Source organism: Hirschia sp., assembly GCF_058892565.1.
Genome location: NZ_JBZXVU010000049.1, coordinates 23,411 through 44,369, shown reverse-complemented (window position 1 = coordinate 44,369; position 20,959 = coordinate 23,411). Strand labels below are relative to the sequence as shown.

The following is a 20,959-nucleotide window of genomic DNA, read 5'->3' as shown; positions in this document are numbered from 1 at the left end:
CCGATTATTCGAGATCAAGCCAACTTCACCCCGATAAATTCATAGGGCCTTAATTTACTTCAGGATTGTCAACTGATGTTCCGCAGTCAAATACGCCCATATATCCCAATATGGCGTTGCGAGAATAGCGTCATACACTTTTGCCGCTTCTTCGGGACGCCCCTGAAACAACATCCAATTTGCGACACCATTGGCAAGCGTTATGTCTTTGGCTGACCAATTGGATGCATCCGCTTCTAGGTCTATAACTTCTGCCGCAGTCCGTAGCCCCTTATACAACATCACTCGGTCATAATATGGATAAGAAGCGTCTGCTCCGGTATCAGCAGGAACATTCTCAAGCACTTTCTCTGCCGCTTCTACCTTTCCTGCCAAGTTATAAACCGTGTAGAGCCAATCAACGACACCCAGCACCTCATTGTCATTCGAAGATGTCGCTAAACTATCTCTAAATGCGCTTGCAGACGCTTCATAATTTTCAAGCAATAGCTCGGCAATTCCCAAGTGATAGCCAATCCAATGTCTGTACGTCCCATTTTCATGGCCATTTTTAAACTCGATTGCATCCGCGTCTAATGCATTATTGAGAGAATTGGCCAAAACTAAATCCGCACGCGCTGCCTCGACTTGTCTAGTGGTCAAATAACGGTGCGCCCGATGCCGCAATAGCTTAAAGGATTCTGGATATATCTTCAGTCCTTCAGAATAAGCAGCGATTGCATCTTGATATTGCTTATTGGCAGCCAAAAGCTTCCCAAGCTTCATAAAGTCATCTTCAGATAGCGAATCCTGTTCTTTAATCTTTAGAATTTTCCCTTCATTTTCTTCTCTTTGAGTTTCAGATACACCCCTTCTCAAAAGAGGTTCTCCAGTAAATGAAGTCGCTTCCGTTATCTGTCCACTATGCTCTTCAACCTCCGAAGGAGGTAGCTTTTCACATGCGGCAACTATAGAAAATGCGAGTATAGTTACAACCATATTAGCTTTTATCATAATACAATAAGCTTTCTATTAGAGACATTTAGGCTTTAAAAAAATTCGACACTGTCGAGCTCTAGCCAGAATTCAGAATTGGCTTCACCTTGACGGCCGAATGCGATTGCAGAGAGCTTGGATGTGTCAATTTCAACATTGTCATCGGGTTTGAAGTCCGAAAACAAAAACTCGACAGTTTTCCAATTTTTGTTGGCCTTAAAAGAAGCCAATGCCGCGCCTGATACCGAAGACAGTCGAGCATCAAATCGCCCATCTCCACGAACCTCAAATCGAACTCCTTTCATAGAAGTCGCATCAAGGGGAGCAAACGCTTCAGGTGAGAATGGTAGTAATACGTATGCAAAGGGTTGCTTCTTATGCGCAAACTCACCCGAGAAGTGCAATGCACTCCCTCCTGTTTCACGTTCAATTTTGCCAAAATCTGCTTGTGAGCGAGGGAAGTTCTTGTCGCGCAACAAAAGTCTAGCAGCATCATAAGCTGTCAGAGAGTCTTCGCGTTCAAAATCGTCAATCTTCTTCTTAGCTTTCACAGAAGGTGGCTGTCCTGAACCTTGAGGCTTCACCAATTTTCCCGATTTTACCAAAGCCACGCCATCGACATAGACTTGATCGGTTTTTCGAATATCAGAAACACTCTCCCAAGGGCGACCATTCACAAGAATAAAGTCTGCACGCATGCCCTCTTCAATCGCACCGCGATCATTTCCGACACCAAGCGCCTGCGCCCCATGGAGAGTAGCCGCTATTAACGCTTCTGAGGGAGACATACCGAAATCAACAAAGAGTTCTAACTCTCTCAAGTCAGCTTCACCAAAATATGTTGAGTCAATCCCCTGATCAGTTCCGAGTGCAACTGGAATACCCTCTTGATTAAAACGGTAAAGATTCGCCCGAGAAAAAGCCTGACGCTTTTGCATTATTTCAACAGTGCGGGGATTTGTAATTTTCGCCATTTTGTCAGCGCGAAGCTCATATACAACTAAGGTAGGCGCGTAAAAAACTTCCTTATCAAGCAATAATTCAATCAAGTCTTCATCTGTAACATCGTCTTGAACAGCATGAACAATCGCTGAAACTCCTGCCTTAGCCGCTAGCTTCGCCCCATCCACAGAAACTGTGTGCGTGAAAGTTGGCAATCCATTTTCATTGGCAACACCAACAATTGCTTCAAGAGCATTTGCATTTATGCTCGACTGATTGACACCATACCCATATCGCCAACCATCCGCGAACACCTTTATTGCATCAGGTTTATAACGCATTATCTTACGGGTCGCTTCTTCAGCATCTTCTTTCCCGTAGACGGAAGCGGTCATGTTGGAATCACCCCACTCCAAGCCATGCCCGTAAGGCACCCCCATCCTCGCAGTGAAAAACACATGAGGCGACATAATAGTCTCATGAAAGGCACGCTTAATCTGAAACGCTTCTGGAGATGTATGGAAGTCCGTAACTGTCGTTACACCAGCCAATAATAGATCGCTCGCAATGGATGCACGGTCTGCACCGTCCATATTTGTCCAATGTGTATGGATATCGATCAAACCGGGCAATAAAGCTTTGCCTTCTGCTTCAACGACCTGATCAGCTTTATCTTTATCAATTTGATCTTTTACGGATACGAACCGCCCATCTTCCACCAAAACATCTTTTTGGGATGCCGAGCCTGATCGTACATCGAAGACCAGAGCATCATTGATCAAAAGCGTTTCAGCAGCGGCTAGAGGAACCGAAAGCGAAGACAAAATACAGAATAGACCAGCCTGCCACATCGCTTTCTCGACGCCGCCACTTGGCACTTTGCGCTTCTTCATAAGCTTATTCCACTTCTTTTAGGTATTTGTCTCTAAGCATATCTTGTCGCGTAACAAGAGATTGTTCCTGTCCTGCGATATACATTTTGTTTAGTTTGGTCAGAGGCTGAAAAGGGTCGCCGCTCCATATCAATATGTCTGCTTTATATCCGACCGCTAGTTCACCAATCCCTGACATATTGAACATTTTAGCAGGATTTGATGTGACGGCTTTTAGAGCACTTTTTGCTGACAAACCATGAGCAACAGCAACACCCGCATGGTAGCGTAACAATTGAGCGTCATGTCCATTGTAGGGAGCAACAATCGCAATTTGAACGCCGGCCCTATCTAATATTGCAGCATTTTCCAATGTTGCTCCAATACGATTAAAATCCATCGGGCGGTTTTCGATAGCCTCAACAATAACTGATGTGCCTGCTTCAGCGAGCTGATCAGCAACCATCCAAGCTTCCGCTGCTCCATACAGAATTAAGTTGATATCAAAAGGCTCAACAATTTTTAGCAGAGCCTCAATATCTGATGCGCGATGGACAACAACAACCAACGGTATTTTACCTGCAACGACATCATGAAGTGCTTGCATATCACGTGATACCGCATCACTTTGCTGAGCAGCTTTAAGCTTGTCTTCCAACAGCAAAAATGCCGCGCCACGCTGAACCTTTGCCTTTGTAAAATCAAGAATGACCGCAACTTTACTCTGCTCTAGTAAGTCTTGACCTTCACCAGTGTTGATGAACGCCGCCAACCCACCAAAGCTCAATTCACTCGCTCCAGTCTTGCCAACCCCAGGCATTACCACAGCACGGGAAATACCCCCCTTACGGGCGACAGGAATAAGTGTTGAATTTCGATTTAAAGCATAGCTGATATCAACACCCGCACTAAAAGCCGATGTTGTCGCAAATGAATCATCCGCATTTGCACGATCCCACAACTCCATAGTTCCCAAATTCGTACCCGCTTGAATAAATCCAGAGGTAACAACTTGGTCAGTTGAGTCGACGACACGAGCATTTCTAGGAACCTTCAGATTGGGACCTATTTTCGTGATTTCTCCATCTTCAATTATGATATCAGTTGCAGGAGCATTGTCCGAGGAGGGAAACAATTTCGCATTTTTTATAATAATGGTTTCTGCATAAACACTAGAAAAACTAGCACCTAACCCCAACAACAAAAGTAGTACGATCCGTTTCATTATTCTACTTCCCCGTTCTGTCCTATCATAAAGTCAGAATGAGGCGGCTTACCTGACCGTTGAGCATATACCTGCTCGCCTTCAATAAAGACTTTCTGTGGGCGTGAATACACATCAAAAGGATGAGAGGACCACAAGACAATATCTGCCATTTTACCTGGCTCGATTGATCCTACTTTATCTCCGATACCAAGCTGATTTGCTGGATCCTGTGTGATCCACCCTAGTGCTTTTTGTTCGGTGACTTCAAAACCAGCATCCTGCGCCAATGAATATGAAATAGCAGCCTCCATATTCATATGTTGAGTCAAAATAGCCGCATCGGAGTGCAAAACAGCATCTACGCCTTTATCTTGAAGAAACGCCACCAAAGCTTCGATGGAGTCATAGGCTTCAAGCTTGAATCCCCAGCGGCGAGACCAAGTCGCCACACCAATATCTTGCTCTGCCAATAAGTCGGCGATTTTATAGGCCTCTACCGCGTGATGAAATGAGCTGATCTTAAACCCATACTCATTTGATATATCTATCAGGTTCGCCATCTCATCCGCGCGATAGCAGTGTACGATAATTTTATATTCACCTGCAATTGCCCTCGCCATCACGCCAAGGCGACTATCATCAAATTTTTTGTCGTCACTTTTGTCATAGTGCTGCTTTGCTTGACGCCAAATATCTCTAAATGCGGCCATTACCCCCATACGTGTAAAAGGGGTTTTGCCTTTCCCGCCATATACTTTTATTGGATTCTCACCACATGCCATTTTTAGCAATTCTGGTGCGCCTTCAAATTTCATTTCTTGAACTGTCGCCGCTGGGCGGTTTTTCAATACAACGCCCCGTCCGGCTACCAAATTTGTAGAGCCCGGCAATACAGCAAGCGTCGTCACACCGCCCGCTCGCACAAGATCAAACCCAGGATCCTGCGGCCAGATCGCATCAGCAACTGAAATCTCTGCGGTATTTATGCCCGTTTTTTCATTTAAATCCATCGTAGCGGGAACAGATGGCGTTGGGAAATTTCCAATATGTGTATGAGGATCCACAATTCCTGGTGTCAGCCATTGGCCTTGCGCATCAATGATGTGTGCATTTTCAGGTATGGACAGTTTGTCTTGTGCCGCCACGCGAAGAATCCGACCATTCTCAAAGACAATGCCGCCCTCTTCAATCACCGGCCCATTGGGTGAAAACACTTTAGCGTTTACAATTGCGACCGGCTGATCTTGCGCCAAAGCAGCATTCGCAGAGGCAAAAGACATCGCGGCGAAAGCCAAAATTCGAATTAAAGTGGATTTCATTTTCGTCCTCAAAACTTCCCCAAAATAGCCGCAACCTTGATAGAGGTTGCGGCTGTTAAACCAGAATACTTGGCTTTAGAAAGTGTATGTCGCACCAACGAAGATGTAGCGACCTTGCGCGTCATACACTTGAGGATATGTGTTAGCACGCCCGTCGATTTCGTTACCACCATACCCTGCTAGTGACGTCAAAGGAGGATCTTGATCTAACACATTGTTTATACCGGCTCTCAACCCAAGGCTTTCGGAGACAGTATAACTTCCTGAAACATCAAAGTAAGATGTCGCCTCAAGATCATTCACTAATGTCGGTGAAGTTGTGTATTGATCAACACTGGAAATATATCTCCAAGTCAGAACAGAAGACAGGTTTCCATTTGCCCACTCCAAACTAGCACGGTGGCTATATTCTGGAATTGGGTTGTTACATGCACCGCCATGGAAGCCCACACAGTCAATTCCATCATCTGTTGGTAGAGACTGAATGTTGTATTCATCTGTAATAGTAGCAGCATAGTTTAGCTTCACATCACCTGGAACTGGTATGTTGTAATCTGCCAAACCAAAACCATAACCCATGCTAACATCTACACCAGACGTTTTAAGGCGTCCTGTATTGATAAGCGTACTTTGGATATATGACTCACCCGGAATAAGAACAAATGATCCCAAAGAGTCCCGTTGAATTAAGCTACAATAAGCCTCGTCACCTGTTGAGATACAGTTGTCGATTGCTTGGCTAGGCTCAATTTGAGAGATGAAATCTTCTACTTCGATAGAGAAATAATCAATACTGGCCACAAAGCCTGAAAGCCATGATGGCTCATAGACAAATCCAGCAGTCCATGTATCCGAAATTTCGGGGTTCAGCTCAGGGTTTCCGCCTGAAAGTGTACCAATATTGTTAGTCACATCAGGAATGGAGCCATATTGATCAGCTGTTACGCCAGTCAAAGCACACTGTGCTGCTGACAAATATGGTTCAGCCAACTCAGTTGATGCATCAAAATCACCCGCACATGGATCATTCTGACCATTTGGAAGTGTCGCTAGTGTACTACGACCAAGATCTTGCGGACTAAACAGCTCAATCGGGTTTGGAGAACGTGTAGCACGTTGATACTGCGTACGAATACGAAGATCATCAATAGGTCTCCACGCCATTCCAACAGAATAGGTGTTTTGGCCACCCGTAGTGTCATAATAGTCTGAATATCGATATGCACCAGTCAGCGTCAATTCACGCATGAATGTTTTATCTTGTACCAGAGGTGCCAAGACCTCTGTGTAAGCTTCATAAACAGGCACTTCACCCGCAACAGCGCTTCTCTGACTTGTAGTCGTGTCACTGTCATCGGGAGTGAGGCTTAGAGAATCTTTGCGGTATTCAACTCCAAAAACCGTTTGAAAGCCTTCAGTTGCAAATGGACTTGTAACACCATAAACACCCAAATCACCTGACAAACTCGCACTGTATACAAGTTGCTTTGTGTCACCGACACGTAAAGTAGGAACTGTTATGTAGTTTGAAGCAGCTTCAGTAATCCCATTTGGAGAGAAAACATCAAATGGTACACATGAAGCATCCACTCCGTTGAGAGCTGAACGACACACAACATCCCCAGTCTCTGGGTCAACCACAGCATCCAATGCAAGTGTCACTTTAGATGTAGATACATCATTTAGCAGCAATTCATTATAATCAACAGATGAGGTTTGGAATGAAACTTCGTAGTCGAACCCTTCAAATGCTTTTCCTCGAATTCCACCAACAAAACGCTGAGTTTTCAAAGTGAATTCATTCACACGTGTGTAATCTGTATTACGGCGACCTATTCTTAAATCCGCCCGTTCAACACCATCAGCATCAATTGTCGTACTGCCTGCAGCACAAAATGTTGCTAGCAAATCGCCAGTTAGATATGGATTATCACAATTGATTGAATCTGTGCGACCGAGAGCGAGCCCTCCTGGTCCGACCTGAGCCGAAGTCGAATTGTCTACGACAGAAAAATCCATGAATACAGTGTGATCATTGTTCAAATCATAATTTGCAAATGCACCGTATGAGTGACGTTCTCTTGGACGTTGTAGATAATTCCCAGCGGAGAAATTAAAAGCATCAGTTGAACCTGCATAATTGCGCAATTCACCAGTTTCGGGATCAACGACTAAATCGAATGCACCGTCTCCTGATCTACTGAAACGAGAGATGGTCGGCATAGACCCTGAACCACTACATCCAAAATCCGTTCCGCCATCACGTGTCGTATATGGACACGCCGCGAAATCACGGTCTTCCCAACGCACAGCATTATCTTTGGAATATCCAAAATAGGCCGTTACATTCCCTTTTCCATTGTCGAAATTATTACCCGCAATGATGTTTAAATCGACAGACTCACCATCGAAAATAGAGTCCGCATCTGGCTGATTGTAATCAGACAATATACGTTCTGAATTAGAGTCATTATTTTCGGCGTAATATCCGCTTCCTTGAAGGTCTATCTGAACGCCTTCAAAATCACGCTTCATGATGAAGTTTACAACACCAGCAACAGCATCAGAACCATAAACAGCAGTCGCACCACCTGTCAGCACCTCAACGCGCTCAACCAATTGTGATGGGATTTGGTTCAAATCCGCAGCGACATTGATCGGGGATCCATATGGTAGCCTCTTACCATCAACAAGAACAAGCGTACGGTCAGCACCAAGTCCACGAAGGTTCACAGTCGCTGTTGCGCCATTAACCCCTGATGATGCCCCTTGACCAGACATAGCTTGAGGAAGAGTTGCGAGTAGATCTTCAACACGAAGCACTCCGCGTGTGTCGATGTCTTGCTCCCCAAGAACAACGACCGAACTACTTGATGTAAGATTGGGATTCGCTAGGCGACTTCCGGTGATAACAATCGTATCATATTTAGTCTGCGGAACCGCTTCCGTTTCTTGTGCGAGTGCCGCTCCAGCCCCAAAAGCACCGGCGGCTATAAGGGACACGCTTGACGCTAACCCCCGAATTGTTTTTGACTGCATTTTCTACCCCTACGCAGATGATCACTAAATTTATTAAACCATCCAGTCATAAGTATTTGTATTCGAAACAAAAGCTTACAATGGTACATTCATACCAATACAACTGAATTGTCTCCCTATTGATCAATCGCCTGATGATCTTTTTGTCATCAATTCATATATGGCGACTGCAAATTCACTCGCCTGATAATGGTATATATTCACTAAGCTTCCGCTTTGAACCGGCTACCAGAACAGTGTTTTTACAATATCATCAGCATAGAAATTAATTATTGAGCTTGTAAATAGCGAATATCGGAATAATATACCAAATTATACCTGTATTTTACTATTTATTGGTATGTATATGATATATCAGGGGGATATAATGAAATTTGATGATATAGATAGACGTATACTCAAGACAATCCAAGAAGATGCAACACTCTCGGTTCAGGACATTTCAGATAAGGTTGGCGTTACAACTAACCCATGCTGGCGACGCATCAAGAAACTAGAAGATGAGGGAGTCATAAAAAAACGAGTCGCCATTTTAGATCCAAATAAAATCGGCCTTGGCATGACTGTTTTTGTCACTATACGAACAGAAAACCACAGCACATCATGGCTGGATATACTGTCTAAAGCCGTTCAAATTATTCCAGAAATTGTTGAATGTCATAGACTTGGAGGAAAAGAGGACTATCTTCTCAAAGTTCAAGTAGGCGGCATCGAACATTATGACCGCGTTTATAAACGCTTTGTCGATCTTGTACCTGGATTAAATGATGTATCTTCGACTTTCTCAATGCAGAAGATAAAATACTCAACAGCATTTGACCTCTCTGAAATTTGATTCTTCTCTAGCAAACGTCAGAATTACATCAGTCTATTCGAACCACACACATCCATACATTGGTATGTTTATACCAATATATGTTACAATATTGAAAAATTTTGGGATTTAATTTTGATTGGCCTGCAATAGCATACCAATATTATAAAATTTAAATTCAGGAATTTTCGGTGTCTATTGCGTTAAAAACCCCACATTTCTCTTCTTCATGCCATTTAAGAGAAACTAGAAAAGAACGTCCCTATAGCCATCGCCAATGGATCAACGAGGCTATAGCAAAAATATGCGCTGAGGCAAAACGCGGCGGTGAAACTAGCTTAATTAGGCTGGATCTTCCTTTTGATAATGTTGATGTTTATTTAAAAGACGAAAGCACCCACCCATCTGGAAGCTTAAAACACCGCTTAGCCAAATCTCTGTTTTTATGGGGATTAAGTAGCGGCAAAATCGGCCCAGAAACCACAATTATCGAATGCTCTTCTGGAAGCACCGCTATCTCAGAAGCATATTTTTCTAAACTTCTTGGCCTCCCATTCATTTCTTTTGTACCCGACCATACGGCCGCAAAAAAAACGTCCCTCATAGAATTCTATGGCGGGCAATGCAAACTTGTGCCAGCTCAAATGATTCACGAAGCAGCCACGGAAGTCGCACGCTCAACCAATGGTCACTTTATGGACCAATTCACATATGCAGAGCGAGCAACTGACTGGCGCGCAGAAGATAACATTGCAGCCTCAATCTTTAGACAAATGGAATCTGAACGCCACCCTGTCCCTAGCTGGATTGTTGTCGGCGCCGGCACAGGTGGCACTTCAACAACAATTGGACGCTACCTGTCTTATGTCCGCCCAGACTGCAACACAAAACTATGTGTCGTAGATCCTGAAAACTCTGTGCTTTATGACTATTACACCTCACGCGATATCAATTTGAAAGTCTCACAATCTTCTCGCATTGAAGGCATTGGCAGACCACGCGTTGAACCATCATTTTTTCCAGAACTGGTGGATAGAATGTATAAAGTTCCTGATGCAACATCTATCGCCGCAATGCTCTATTTGGAAAACCTCACAGGCCGCCGCTTTGGCGCATCAACTGGCGTAAATCTGGTTGGAGCAGTAGAACTAGCAAGAGAGCTTGAAACAAAAGGCGAAAAAGCAAGTATTGTGAGCTTAGCCTGCGATAATGGCGAGCGGTATTCCGAAACTTATTACAATGATCAGTGGCTAATCAAAAACAATCTATTACCGCAGGAAAAATTCAATGTCTAAGCTCCAAATCACCCTTTCCGAAATGGGATTAGTGCTCCCTAAGCCAGCCACTGCAGTCGCAACGTATGCGCCATTTAATTGCTCAGGCAAAACACTGATAATTTCAGGCCAATTAGCAAACGCAAACGGTCAATTCATTAAAGGAACTTTGGGTACAGACCTCAACCTTGAAGATGGCATTCAAGCTGCGCAACTTTGCGCACTCAATATTGTCGCACAAATAGGTAATGCCTGCGACGGAGATTTTTCAAAAGTCGAAAGCATTTTCAGGCTTGGTGCTTTTGTACAAACCACAAACGATTTTATTGACATTCCCCAAGTTGCGAATGGGTGTTCCGATTTATTGACAAAGCTATTTCCCGGAACCGCTCTTCACGCCAGATCAGCTGTTGGTGTTGCAAGCCTCCCCTTAAATTCAGCAGTAGAAATAGACGCTATAGTGATTTTAAAATAAGCTCCGCACAATGCAAAGCTAGGGTCGCTATTGAAGGTTCAACTCGCTACATTCAATTCATTTGGAAGCCACACAAATGTTGGCTTCCATTATTTGAAATCCCTCAAAACTCATCAAAATCACACGCACACGCACGCGAGTTATAGGCATATTCTAAGCGTTTAATTGCCCTTTTCTATGCCCATACAGACATATTTCAGCTCAAGATAATCATCCATACCATAGTGAGAACCTTCACGGCCCAGACCCGATTGTTTCACACCTCCAAATGGCGCAACTTCAGTTGAAATCAGCCCAGTATTCACACCCACAATGCCTGTCTCAAGTCCTTCAGCAACACGCCAAACTTGTGAATGGTCACGCGAATAGAAATACCCCGCCAAACCAAATTCAGTGTCATTTGCCATCTTCAAAACATCTGCTTCAGTTTCAAATTTGAAAACAGGCGCAAGAGGACCAAAAGTCTCTTCACGTGCAACAGCCATATCGGATGTCACCCCTGTTAGAAGTGTTGGCTGGATAAAACGACCTCCCAATGCATGTGCTTTTCCACCAGTAACCAGCGAGGCACCTTTGGAAACAGCATCTTCAATATGCTCATTCACTTTGGCGATTGCATTTGCATCAATCAGCGGTCCGAGTTCAGCACCTTTTTCATTGCCGGGAGCCACTTTCAATGCCGTAATAGCTTTGCTTAATTGTTCGACAAATTCGTCATGAACACCAGATTGTACATATATCCGGTTCGCACAAACACAAGTTTGCCCAGCATTTCTAAACTTGGACATCATAGCGCCTGCAACAGCGGCTTTAACATCAGCGCTGTCAAACACGATGAATGGGGCATTGCCGCCCAATTCCAAAGACAGCTTTTTAATAGTCGGCGCCGACTGCTCCATCAATAGCGCACCAACACGCGTTGAACCTGTGAAACTAATCTTAGATACATCAGGGTTTTCAGTCAGTTCCGCACCGATAGATGTTGAACTTCCCGTCACCACATTAACAACACCAGCAGGAATGCCCGCTTCCATCGCCAAAGCCCCCAGCGCTAAAGCTGTAAACGGCGTTTGTGTTGCTGGTTTAATTACCGCTGTACACCCAACTGCCAAAGCGGGTCCGATTTTGCGTGTAATCATAGCCGCAGGAAAATTCCACGGCGTAATCGCAGCAACCACACCGATAGGCTGCTTTAACACCACAATCCGTTTGTCTCGCTGATGCCCTGGAATAACGTCCCCGTAAACTCGCTTTGCTTCTTCGGCAAACCATTCGATAAAACTCGCAGCATAGACGATTTCACCTTTCGCCTCTGCCAAGGGTTTACCTTGTTCTTCCGTTAAAATCTCTGCCAATTCGTTCTGATTTTGTATGATTAAATCAAAATATTTGCGCAATTTGATTGAGCGCTCTTTGCCCGTCAAAGCAGCCCAAGCAGGCTTTGCTGCTTTTGCTGCAGCAACGGCTTGCGCCGTTTCATCACGACCAAATTTTGGCACCCTGCCTATCACTTCGCCGGTCGCTGGATTGTCTACATCAATCCAGCTGTCATTTGTTCGCCATTCCCCATTAATCAAGCAAGCTTCACGCTTTAATGATGCACTCATTCACTTCGTCCCAATTGTTATATTTATAATCTTCTATTATTAGAGATGTATTCGTCTTTTCCATGTAAAAGTCAAAGCGACATTCACCCCCACCCTGAAAAACACTAATGACTTTCATCCCACAAATAGAGATAGAAAAGCGCGACAATTCTCGAAATTAATTCATACCGTAATCGAAGAAAATGCGGCGAAAGCACTTAGATCGCATATCGATCTTTTTAGTCAGAAATCTAAGAAAATGTTATTGGTAGCAGGCCTTCATTTGCATTGACGTTTACGCAATCTGAGCGACTAACGGTATCGACGCCAGCGTCTGAACATCTGGTGCCTTTGGAATCGTCCAAGAAATACAAGCCCCCTCACTTATATTCGATTCAATCCAAATTTGCCCTTTATGGGCCTCCACAATTGTCTGACATGTAGCAAGACCAAGCCCCGTCCCCTCTTTTGAACCAGTAGAAAGATCAACAGCTAGCGGGTCAAATGCACGAGAGACGAACTCTGGATTAAAGCCCGTTCCATTATCCCGAAAAGACAAACGCCAAGCAGATTTCTCTTCTTTGACCTTCAAATAAATATTCAATTGTTGATCCGGAATGCGATACTTTATGCTGTTGGACATTAAGTTTAAAAATAGAGTCTCCAACATTGATGCATCACAGATAATCTCTGCATCACCGTCTATTTCAATTCGACACTCTGCTTCATCTAAATCATTTTGTAGAAGCCTAGCTGAGGCATCAATAAGCTCCGAGACTCGATACGTTGAAAATTTCGGCTGACGATACGCTGTTTTCGCATTATCAAGCGTCTTTTCTATAGTCTCGATCAACTTCTCTCCACCTGAGATGTTGCGATTCAAATAAGTTTTAGCCCCTTCGACATTATCCGCTTCCAGCGCCTCAACAGCCAACTCGGAATATACTTTAAGGTTCCTAATGGGGGCCCTGAGATCATGAGCCATATCGAACGCAAAACGCTTTAGATGTTGATTAGCAGTCGATAAATTCGAACTTAGCTCCGTAGCATTACTTTGATATTCCTCAAGCAGCGCAGAAATCCACCATGTCAGAACAGCTCCAGCAACAATACTCAGCCCCGCAAACATAACAAAGAGCACGCTTACAGAAGCATTTTCTATACTTCTCGATGGCAAAGCAAGAATATAAGACGCGAGAGGAACTGCGACCAATATCAACAATGATCTGCGTAGAACTCTTCCTCTTAAGCTGATCTGAAAAACAGTCATGCCGATACCAAGGCGAGGATGCATAAGAACACACACAACCATAAACCACGTGATTAAAATCGACGTGTGAATAGCCATGGAGTCAAACGGTCCCGCGACCAATACAGCACCATGGAAAAACAATAAATCCAAAGCTCTCAATAAGGATGTGCAACTTACACCAAGAGCAATAATCGCTATCGCTGTAGAAAAGAATTTAGCAAATGGAAAAAGCGCATAAGATAAACCAGCCAACATGAGAGCAAACTTGGTTGCGAGTGATGGCTCAAGCGCCCAAATACCCATCTCAGATCGTTCATTATCAAAAAGCAACAAAAACAACATACTGAGTGAAAGCAATGCACCAATTGTTGCTGAGACAATCACCCCAAAGCGACTAGACCGCAAGCTAAATATACATGCCACGCTCAGACTTATAATGCTAATCGCGGTAACAGGCTTCATCGAAGGCATGTCACTAAACACTGTTGTCAGTGTTGGTATAAAGGCACCCCAGCCAATTAATAAAACCGCTAGCGCAATAAACCCAATTAGTCCCGCATGTAATTCAAGCGATAAGAGCCAACTTGGTATGCGATTCGAGCCAAAGGCTTTCGAATATCGTAACATCCCGTCTCCTATTGCTAATTAAGCCCCAATAGGCACATAACCTGTAGACCAATATTCCACCAGACAGGTGGCAAACTTCCGATAATCGTCGAGTGATCCAGGTTTCTCAAAATAGCTGTTACAGCCCAGCTGATAGGCGCGATCTATATCTTGTTGATATGATGAACCAGATAGCATAATCACCGGTGTTTTATTACCTTCGCCGCGAAGCTGTTTTAGAACATCAAACCCATTCACTTTTGGCATTTTAATGTCCAAAACCACAAGATCAATTGGATTGCTCATGATGTGATTTGCTGCAATTTCAGATTCTGTCTCAGCCAATATGCTGACAGCGCCCGCTGCATTCAATGCCAATCTTAATAACTCTATACAATGTTCGTCATCGTCAACAATAAGAATGCTTTGTACCTTCGACATAGTAACGACTCACAACTGAAAGTTTCTTTTAAATACTACATATATTTAGAGTGTTCAAGTTTACTCGCTCTTACTCCTAATCGGTTCGAATGATTGAAATGAGTGCACAGACAACGCAAAAACGCAACTGGCATCCCAATTAATCAAAAGCCGATTGGAAGAGACATAGTAAAAGTTTGCGCCTGCAAACAACAGTAATTGATCGCCGAAATCCATAGTCACCATTAACGCCTCCCCACCTACGGAAAGGCGTTTTATTGCTCTGTCAGCGCCTAATGTGACGGCTGTATCGGAATAACCGCGCACTCATAGCCAATGACCGCAGAGGAATCTGCAAGCCCCGGAAGATTGATAATAGCACGACGATATCTTGTTAATGCGGGTGATCCAGCATCGGTTATTTGCGCGATTACATGCAAATTATATTCTGCTGGTGGCGTAAACTGATCCACTTTTGCTGTGCCAGCAATTTTCACGTGCGTATCTGCGCCCACCGTGTCACTTAGGGTCACCTCAGGTGCAAACCTGCCGCCCGCTTCACGATACCAAAACCAACGAATATCTAATGCATCACCATCTGGATCTGAAGAGCCGGTCGCACTTAGCACAATCTCTTCGCCCGGACAGGCATCAATATAGACAGGAGCGAAGCCATCCTCACCATTTAGTATGATTTCTGGCGCATGATTAGCCTGCTCAAAATCTGAGGTCTGGCTCCATTGAATGCGTGAAGCAAAATCATTTTGAAAAGCCTCTCTCCAGCGCCAAATCGTCGCTTGAGGCGAAGAAAATGACTGCCCTCCATCACCTCTCAGACTATCAAACGTGGTTGTCCACAAACCAAGAAATGCAGCCATTTTTTCATAGCGGCCACCCCATCCACCCCAATCAGGTCTCTCAGGATCGCTTAATCCATTCGGAATCAAATTCAAAAAAGACGGCGTATCACCTTCCACAATATAAGCTGGTGGCGGGTAAAGCTTTCCCAGAGGACCTTGATCAATAATATGTTTTGAGAGCCAGTCCAAGCTTACGGTTTTCTGGTCCGCGCCGGGAACAGCTCTGGAAATTCCAGTCCATGTCGCAAGACGATATTGCGTAAAACCATGAACATCCGACACCCAAAACAAAGATGGAAATTGTGACCGTGCCCACGGACCAGCATCATCTTGATCAGAAATCGAATACACTCTCAATTTAGAGAGAAAATCCGCTAACTCATCCGAACTTCGTGTTTCTCGCACCGTCCACAATGCTTGAGCCAAGGTTGATGCACCACCCCATACAGAAACCCAAACAGGCGCATCATCAGACTTATCAACCGTGTCGATAATCAATTGCGAAGCAGATGATTCAAAGCCTTCACCCACCCCCGTCATTCCATATGTTGGATGCCCCGTGACAATGTTCTGGCGTATGTAAATCGCGTCTGGATAACGCGCATCGTGAACTTTTAAATTTTCGAAGACCTCTTCATAAGCATCGACCCGCTCGTCAATCAATTGCGGGTTCACTGTGGCAGGCAAATGCCTTGATGTAACAGCAGCTATGCCTTTTAGGTCAATTTCATTCGTATACAGCAATAGCCGAACAAGAGATTCGGCATCGTCCGGTTCATTTCCAATATCTGTAAGTACAATTAATTGCGGACGATCTGACTTTGTTTGTCTCTGAGTTTCAATCAGATCAGCCAGTTTTGGAGAAGCCGCACACGCCCCTAAAAGCAACATTGAAAATATAACGACTTTGGAAAAGCATCTCATCGGATTTATTCCTTTGGATCATTTAGGAAGTCAGACGCACCGAGCATCACATGAATCCTGTCCACGTAACAGAAAAGCGAGCCTCTTCTTTTACAAAAGGCTCGCTTTATTCATCTGACTATAATTACCTATCGAACTGCGATTAGAATGAGTATGATAGTTGAGCACCAATATAGCGGTGACGGTTACGTGCAATCTGTTGAGCGTAACGACCACCAGCAAGTGGAGCCACAAAGATTTGTGGAGTGTACACTTCATCCGTCAAGTTTTGACCAAAGATGCTGAATGTGTAACGCCCATCATCTGATTGAACACCAAAGGAAGCATTCAACAAGCCGTAAGAATCTTGAACAGCATTCGGGTCTTGGTTGAGGTTTGTGAAGATTTCACTCTGCCATGTTCCGTTCACTTGAACAAAACCATCAAATGGTAAAGTTTCAAATGGAATTTCCTGCCGGATCAAAGCAGTAAACTTTGTATCTGGAGAATATGGAACTGACTTTCCGCTCAAATCCTGCGTACCATTCACACAGCCCAATGCTTCTGTTTGACCAAGGTAACACTGGCTTCCTGGGAATTCTTCAAACTTGGCATCAATAAGAGCTGCACCAAAATTAATACGTGTCAATTCAGTCGGACGATATACAAATTCAGCTTCAATCCCTTGCGTGATGACCTGCCCAGCATTGTCTAACAAGAATACAACATCATCAGTGTCTTGACGCTGCGCCTGGAAGTCATTGTAAGTCGTGTGGAATGCAGCAAGATATGTTGAAAGCTTTCCATCAAATGTGTTGAGTTTCAAACCAACTTCAAATGCATCCGAAATTTCAGGATCTACAGGCTGAGTTGTTTGAATTGTCCCAAGACTAAGATCAAAGCCGCCGCCTTTATATCCGCGCGAATAGCTTGCGTATACGGACCCCGCATCACCAAGCAGTCTACGAACACCAATGTTTCCTGTGACAGCATCATCTTCTAAGCTGTCTGAGATATCAAGCAATGTCCCAATATCACCCGGCAATGCGACATCACCTTCTACAAGCACATTCTCAGGATTTCTATACCCTACCCAAGAAAGCTCTTCACGTAATGCACGCACACCCCCGAAGACTGTCCAGTCCGGTGTTACAAACCAGTTACCGCTAGCAAAAGCAGACAAGTTTGTATTCTTTGCCGAACCATTAAACTGACCGCTTCGGTTTAGAAGGCTGTCACCTAAATTCCACTCCCAGCGACGCTTGAAAGTGCGATCAATTTCTGTCTGGAATGCAAACAATCCAACAAGAAAATCAAATTTTTCATACGTCGGAGACGCAAGTCTGAATTCTTGACTTTTTTGCGTTAGCTCAGTCGTACCATTGTTATAATTGAAGTTAAAAAATGGCATTGCCTGAGGCTCTTCAAACGGCAACTGGTCAATATCCAAATTGCTGTCGATAGTGAAATCACGCCACGCAGTTACAGATGTTAACTCAAAATCATTGTCAAAGCTGTAAACAGCTTTTGCAGACAAACCACTTTGTTCTGAATTACTGTAAACACCACCATTAATGTTAACCTGATCATTTTCAGGACCAACGACTACTGGTGCAATCAGGTTAGCAGCCGTTTCACCAGATGCCTCTGAAAAGAAGCCACGAATTGTGTATGTCGGTGTCGCTTCACTATTACGGTGATCACCGATAAAAGTCACTTTCAAGGCATTCGTTGGATTAAACTCAAGTTTACCACGTGCACCCCAAACGTCATATCCGTTTAGTTTTTCGCCATTGTATACGTTTTCAGTGACACCATCGAGCTGCTTGCTATATGCAGAAAGTCTCCATCCAGCAGTATCACCAATTGGCCCAGATAAACTTCCACGAGCCTCCAATTGACCGTCTTCTGCGACGAGCGCATCAAAATCGCCAGAAAAAACATCAGAAGGTGCTTTTGTCGTCACAGAGACAACACCCGCGGACGCGTTTTTACCAAATAATGTACTCTGCGGCCCACGCAGAACCTCAACGCGCTCAATATCAATTAGGTCTTGAAAAGCCTGACCAGAGCGCGCCATCACCACGTCATCAACAACAACAGATACTGACGGTTCCACAGCAGATGAGAATACAGAAGTTCCCATACCGCGAATATTCAACGAGCTACTTAGGTCGTTGCTTCCCTTTGTAAATGTCAAACTGGGAGAAACTTCTACGATAGAGTCCACAGCTCCAATCATGTTGTTTTCTAGATCATCTCCAGTAACAACATTTACAGCCACAGGTACTTGCTGAAGAGTCTCTTCACGGCGAGTGGCAGTCACAATAATTGTGTCCAAGTTTCGCGTTTTAGTTTCTGTCTCTTGCGTAGCAGCAGCCTCTTGTGCCGCAGCAGGCAATGCATAACTGACACCCAACACAATCGTGGACGTCATCAGAATTGATCTCAAATGTTTCATTCTATCCTCCCTTTGGACCTATTATTTGAATTTGCGTAACTCTTTTTCAGGACAATCCCTCAAGCAGGAGATTAAATGTAACGCGTCTTTTTGAGCTTAAATGCGAAGCTTGACCATCCATCTTGATTAACCCAACGCATTCCTACGCAACTCGATGATTTGAATATCTGAATATTCCTCATTGTGCAACCAATTTTCCAATGCGGTATATAAAATGAAAGGGTAGTGTGGAGTATTTGCCACGGTTTTGAAAACCAACACGCTTTAAAAAACAACAAAACGCCCCCGCTAATTAGCAGGGGCGCTTCTGGGAGGTGCTCTTAAATCTAAATTTAAGCTCAAGAGCTAGTGTGTTGTTTAACCGTTTCGATAGCTTTCACATGATTTTGAAATCCAAGGATAAGCAAAATAAAAGCTAAGGGTGAAAACACCAAATTTGTAATCGCCAATGAGTATGGCAGCGCAGTTGAATCACCAAAACCAATATCAGTTATCAGAGCCACAATTGTTGGCCCAAGCCCTGCTCCAAGTAAGTTTACTCCCAGCATGAAGATTGCCACCACTTGGGCCCTCATGCGATTGGGTGTAATTTCTTGAAGCGCGGCGAAACAACCGCCAAATGGAAACCCAGCACAGAAGTTCATCACTCCAATTAGGATAAGCGCTAAGGTCGGCGTGCTCATAAGTGGGTAAAGTATCGTTACCGGAATCAATGCACCAAAAGCAAACAGAGGGGCGATAAGGTTTGCACGGACATGACCCATTTTCTTTAGATAACTTGCAACGAAACCACCCAGTAAAGCACCACTCGCACCACAGAAAACCACAACTGGGCCATAAGCTGCACCTATCTGTCCCGCATCCCAATCGAATTTACGTTGAAAGAAAGCCGGTATCCAAGCAGACCCAGACTGACCAACAAGTATAAGAAATGCCAAGCCCAGAATAATACCAGCATAACTCTTCCAATTAAGACCAGCATAAGCTTTCATCTCTTGAAAACTCATGGAAGTTTCTGCTTTTTTCGTTAAACCACGCCGCTTAGGTTCTTTAACAAACATAAAAATCGCAGCTAGCAACATTCCCGGTGCTCCCACAATAAGGAAGGGCACCTGCCACGGATCTAACGTTCCCAAAATCGGAACAGTAATAGGCCCAACTTCATTTAGGTGCGTGATGATTGACCCACCAATAATCAAAGCAGCTCCACCACCTAGATAAATTCCAGTTGAAAACAAACCTAAAGCAGTCGGCAACCGATCTTTTGGAAACATGTCTGCCAATAAAGACTGAGCTGCCGGAGTAAATCCACCTTCACCTGCCCCCACACCAATACGCGCTAAAAGCAGCATGATATAATTTTGTGCCAACCCACAAAAACAAGTCATAACACTCCATAGAGATATCGCTGCAACAACGATATTCCGACGGTTCGTTGAATCTGCCAATCGCGCTATTGGAATACCAACAGCAACATAAAAAAGAGAAAACGTTAGGCCGTATAGGATGCTAATCAAAGTATCACTTACCTGAAAAGCCTCTTTAATCGGCTCAACAAGCATAGCTAATATTTGGCGATCAACGAATGCCAGAGAGTTAGCAAACGTTAATAGAATTGCAACAGTCCATGCCACGGCTGGCTTTGGCCAATCTGAGTCATGGCTCTTTACTTCGTCACCAGTCTTTTCAGACACCTGGCTCATTTTGGTCTCCTCCTTCTGGGTAAATTGCTAACCAACCCAGTTATTATTCTTATGTCAGCACAGCTAAGATATTGCATACAAAAAATTTACCATTAAAGAATTTATTTCATCATAGTGAAACAAATTTAGACCATCAAAAATTTCAAAACTCTTTTGATGACTTATCACGCAAAGGAGCCCCTACTGATCTCAAGTCTATGGGAATACAAGGGTCACCCGGTCAAACATTATCTGCTACATCTTTTCTCATA

Annotated in this window: 14 protein-coding genes; 3 read left to right on the top strand and 11 right to left on the bottom strand. The window is 44.0% G+C overall.

From position 1 onward, the window contains the following. Window positions 1–54 precede the first annotated feature (54 nt). The 5 genes from AC5EF3_RS15445 to AC5EF3_RS15425 all read right to left on the bottom strand — a co-directional run bounded on the left by AC5EF3_RS15445 (window position 55) and on the right by AC5EF3_RS15425 (window position 8,354). Complete coding sequence (locus AC5EF3_RS15445; protein ID WP_493548690.1) at window positions 55–993, bottom strand: tetratricopeptide repeat protein; 939 nt, start codon at window positions 991–993, stop codon at window positions 55–57. Between the two features lie 35 nt (window positions 994–1,028). Beyond that, window positions 1,029–2,810 carry an amidohydrolase family protein gene (locus tag AC5EF3_RS15440; RefSeq protein WP_493548689.1) on the bottom strand — a complete coding sequence of 594 codons (1,782 nt, stop codon included), beginning with the start codon at window positions 2,808–2,810 and terminating at the stop codon, window positions 1,029–1,031. 4 nt (window positions 2,811–2,814) lie between these two features. Then, the gene (locus tag AC5EF3_RS15435; RefSeq protein ID WP_493548688.1) at window positions 2,815–4,014 is read right to left on the bottom strand and encodes an amidohydrolase family protein; all 1,200 of its coding nucleotides are present in this window, start codon (window positions 4,012–4,014) and stop codon (window positions 2,815–2,817) included. Continuing rightward, window positions 4,014–5,315, bottom strand: a complete 1,302-nt coding sequence (locus AC5EF3_RS15430; protein WP_493548687.1) for an amidohydrolase family protein — start codon at window positions 5,313–5,315, stop codon at window positions 4,014–4,016. Before AC5EF3_RS15430 ends, AC5EF3_RS15435 begins: the two co-directional genes overlap by 1 nt. Before the next feature lie 75 nt (window positions 5,316–5,390). Next, a complete protein-coding gene (locus AC5EF3_RS15425; protein WP_493548686.1) occupies window positions 5,391–8,354 on the bottom strand; it encodes a TonB-dependent receptor domain-containing protein in 2,964 nt (987 codons plus the stop codon). Between the two features lie 367 nt (window positions 8,355–8,721). On the opposite strand from AC5EF3_RS15425, the gene AC5EF3_RS15420 reads away from it, so the two are divergent. The 3 genes from AC5EF3_RS15420 (at window position 8,722) to AC5EF3_RS15410 (ending at window position 10,917) form a co-directional block, all read left to right on the top strand. Then, window positions 8,722–9,189: an Lrp/AsnC family transcriptional regulator gene (locus tag AC5EF3_RS15420; RefSeq protein WP_015828454.1), complete on the top strand. Its 468-nt coding sequence runs from the start codon at window positions 8,722–8,724 to the stop codon at window positions 9,187–9,189. Between the two features lie 260 nt (window positions 9,190–9,449). Beyond that, a complete protein-coding gene (locus AC5EF3_RS15415; RefSeq protein WP_493548699.1) occupies window positions 9,450–10,463 on the top strand; it encodes a PLP-dependent cysteine synthase family protein in 1,014 nt (337 codons plus the stop codon). Continuing rightward, window positions 10,456–10,917 carry a RidA family protein gene (locus AC5EF3_RS15410; protein ID WP_493548685.1) on the top strand — a complete coding sequence of 154 codons (462 nt, stop codon included), beginning with the start codon at window positions 10,456–10,458 and terminating at the stop codon, window positions 10,915–10,917. Before AC5EF3_RS15415 ends, AC5EF3_RS15410 begins: the two co-directional genes overlap by 8 nt. A 161-nt stretch (window positions 10,918–11,078) precedes the next feature. On the opposite strand, the gene AC5EF3_RS15405 is transcribed toward AC5EF3_RS15410, so the two are convergent. The 6 genes from AC5EF3_RS15405 to AC5EF3_RS15380 all read right to left on the bottom strand — a co-directional run bounded on the left by AC5EF3_RS15405 (window position 11,079) and on the right by AC5EF3_RS15380 (window position 20,708). Then, window positions 11,079–12,524: an NAD-dependent succinate-semialdehyde dehydrogenase gene (locus AC5EF3_RS15405; RefSeq protein ID WP_015828457.1), complete on the bottom strand. Its 1,446-nt coding sequence runs from the start codon at window positions 12,522–12,524 to the stop codon at window positions 11,079–11,081. Window positions 12,525–12,798: 274 nt separating this feature from the next. Next, window positions 12,799–14,382, bottom strand: a complete 1,584-nt coding sequence (locus AC5EF3_RS15400; protein WP_493548684.1) for a sensor histidine kinase — start codon at window positions 14,380–14,382, stop codon at window positions 12,799–12,801. 18 nt (window positions 14,383–14,400) lie between these two features. Beyond that, window positions 14,401–14,802: a response regulator gene (locus AC5EF3_RS15395; protein ID WP_493548683.1), complete on the bottom strand. Its 402-nt coding sequence runs from the start codon at window positions 14,800–14,802 to the stop codon at window positions 14,401–14,403. A gap of 272 nt (window positions 14,803–15,074) precedes the next feature. Beyond that, the gene (locus AC5EF3_RS15390) at window positions 15,075–16,565 is read right to left on the bottom strand and encodes a DUF1593 domain-containing protein (protein WP_493548682.1); all 1,491 of its coding nucleotides are present in this window, start codon (window positions 16,563–16,565) and stop codon (window positions 15,075–15,077) included. A 142-nt stretch (window positions 16,566–16,707) separates the two neighbouring features. Then, window positions 16,708–19,005 (bottom strand): TonB-dependent receptor, encoded by a 2,298-nt coding sequence (locus AC5EF3_RS15385; RefSeq protein ID WP_493548681.1) that lies wholly within the window; start codon window positions 19,003–19,005, stop codon window positions 16,708–16,710. 338 nt (window positions 19,006–19,343) lie between these two features. Continuing rightward, window positions 19,344–20,708: a spinster family MFS transporter gene (locus AC5EF3_RS15380; RefSeq protein ID WP_493548680.1), complete on the bottom strand. Its 1,365-nt coding sequence runs from the start codon at window positions 20,706–20,708 to the stop codon at window positions 19,344–19,346. Window positions 20,709–20,959 lie beyond the last annotated feature (251 nt).

What these genes read in the sequence shown, in the direction of transcription:
- AC5EF3_RS15445 (WP_493548690.1), bottom strand. Translation starts at nt 993, where the DNA reads ATGATAAAAGCTAATATGGTTGTAACTATACTCGCATTTTCTATAGTT.
- AC5EF3_RS15390 (WP_493548682.1), bottom strand. Translation starts at nt 16,565, where the DNA reads ATGAGATGCTTTTCCAAAGTCGTTATATTTTCAATGTTGCTTTTAGGG.
- AC5EF3_RS15430 (WP_493548687.1), bottom strand. Translation starts at nt 5,315, where the DNA reads ATGAAATCCACTTTAATTCGAATTTTGGCTTTCGCCGCGATGTCTTTT.
- AC5EF3_RS15380 (WP_493548680.1), bottom strand. Translation starts at nt 20,708, where the DNA reads ATGAGCCAGGTGTCTGAAAAGACTGGTGACGAAGTAAAGAGCCATGAC.
- AC5EF3_RS15405 (WP_015828457.1), bottom strand. Translation starts at nt 12,524, where the DNA reads ATGAGTGCATCATTAAAGCGTGAAGCTTGCTTGATTAATGGGGAATGG.
- AC5EF3_RS15425 (WP_493548686.1), bottom strand. Translation starts at nt 8,354, where the DNA reads ATGCAGTCAAAAACAATTCGGGGGTTAGCGTCAAGCGTGTCCCTTATA.
- AC5EF3_RS15410 (WP_493548685.1), top strand. Translation starts at nt 10,456, where the DNA reads ATGTCTAAGCTCCAAATCACCCTTTCCGAAATGGGATTAGTGCTCCCT.
- AC5EF3_RS15385 (WP_493548681.1), bottom strand. Translation starts at nt 19,005, where the DNA reads ATGAAACATTTGAGATCAATTCTGATGACGTCCACGATTGTGTTGGGT.
- AC5EF3_RS15400 (WP_493548684.1), bottom strand. Translation starts at nt 14,382, where the DNA reads ATGTTACGATATTCGAAAGCCTTTGGCTCGAATCGCATACCAAGTTGG.
- AC5EF3_RS15420 (WP_015828454.1), top strand. Translation starts at nt 8,722, where the DNA reads ATGAAATTTGATGATATAGATAGACGTATACTCAAGACAATCCAAGAA.
- AC5EF3_RS15395 (WP_493548683.1), bottom strand. Translation starts at nt 14,802, where the DNA reads ATGTCGAAGGTACAAAGCATTCTTATTGTTGACGATGACGAACATTGT.
- AC5EF3_RS15435 (WP_493548688.1), bottom strand. Translation starts at nt 4,014, where the DNA reads ATGAAACGGATCGTACTACTTTTGTTGTTGGGGTTAGGTGCTAGTTTT.
- AC5EF3_RS15440 (WP_493548689.1), bottom strand. Translation starts at nt 2,810, where the DNA reads ATGAAGAAGCGCAAAGTGCCAAGTGGCGGCGTCGAGAAAGCGATGTGG.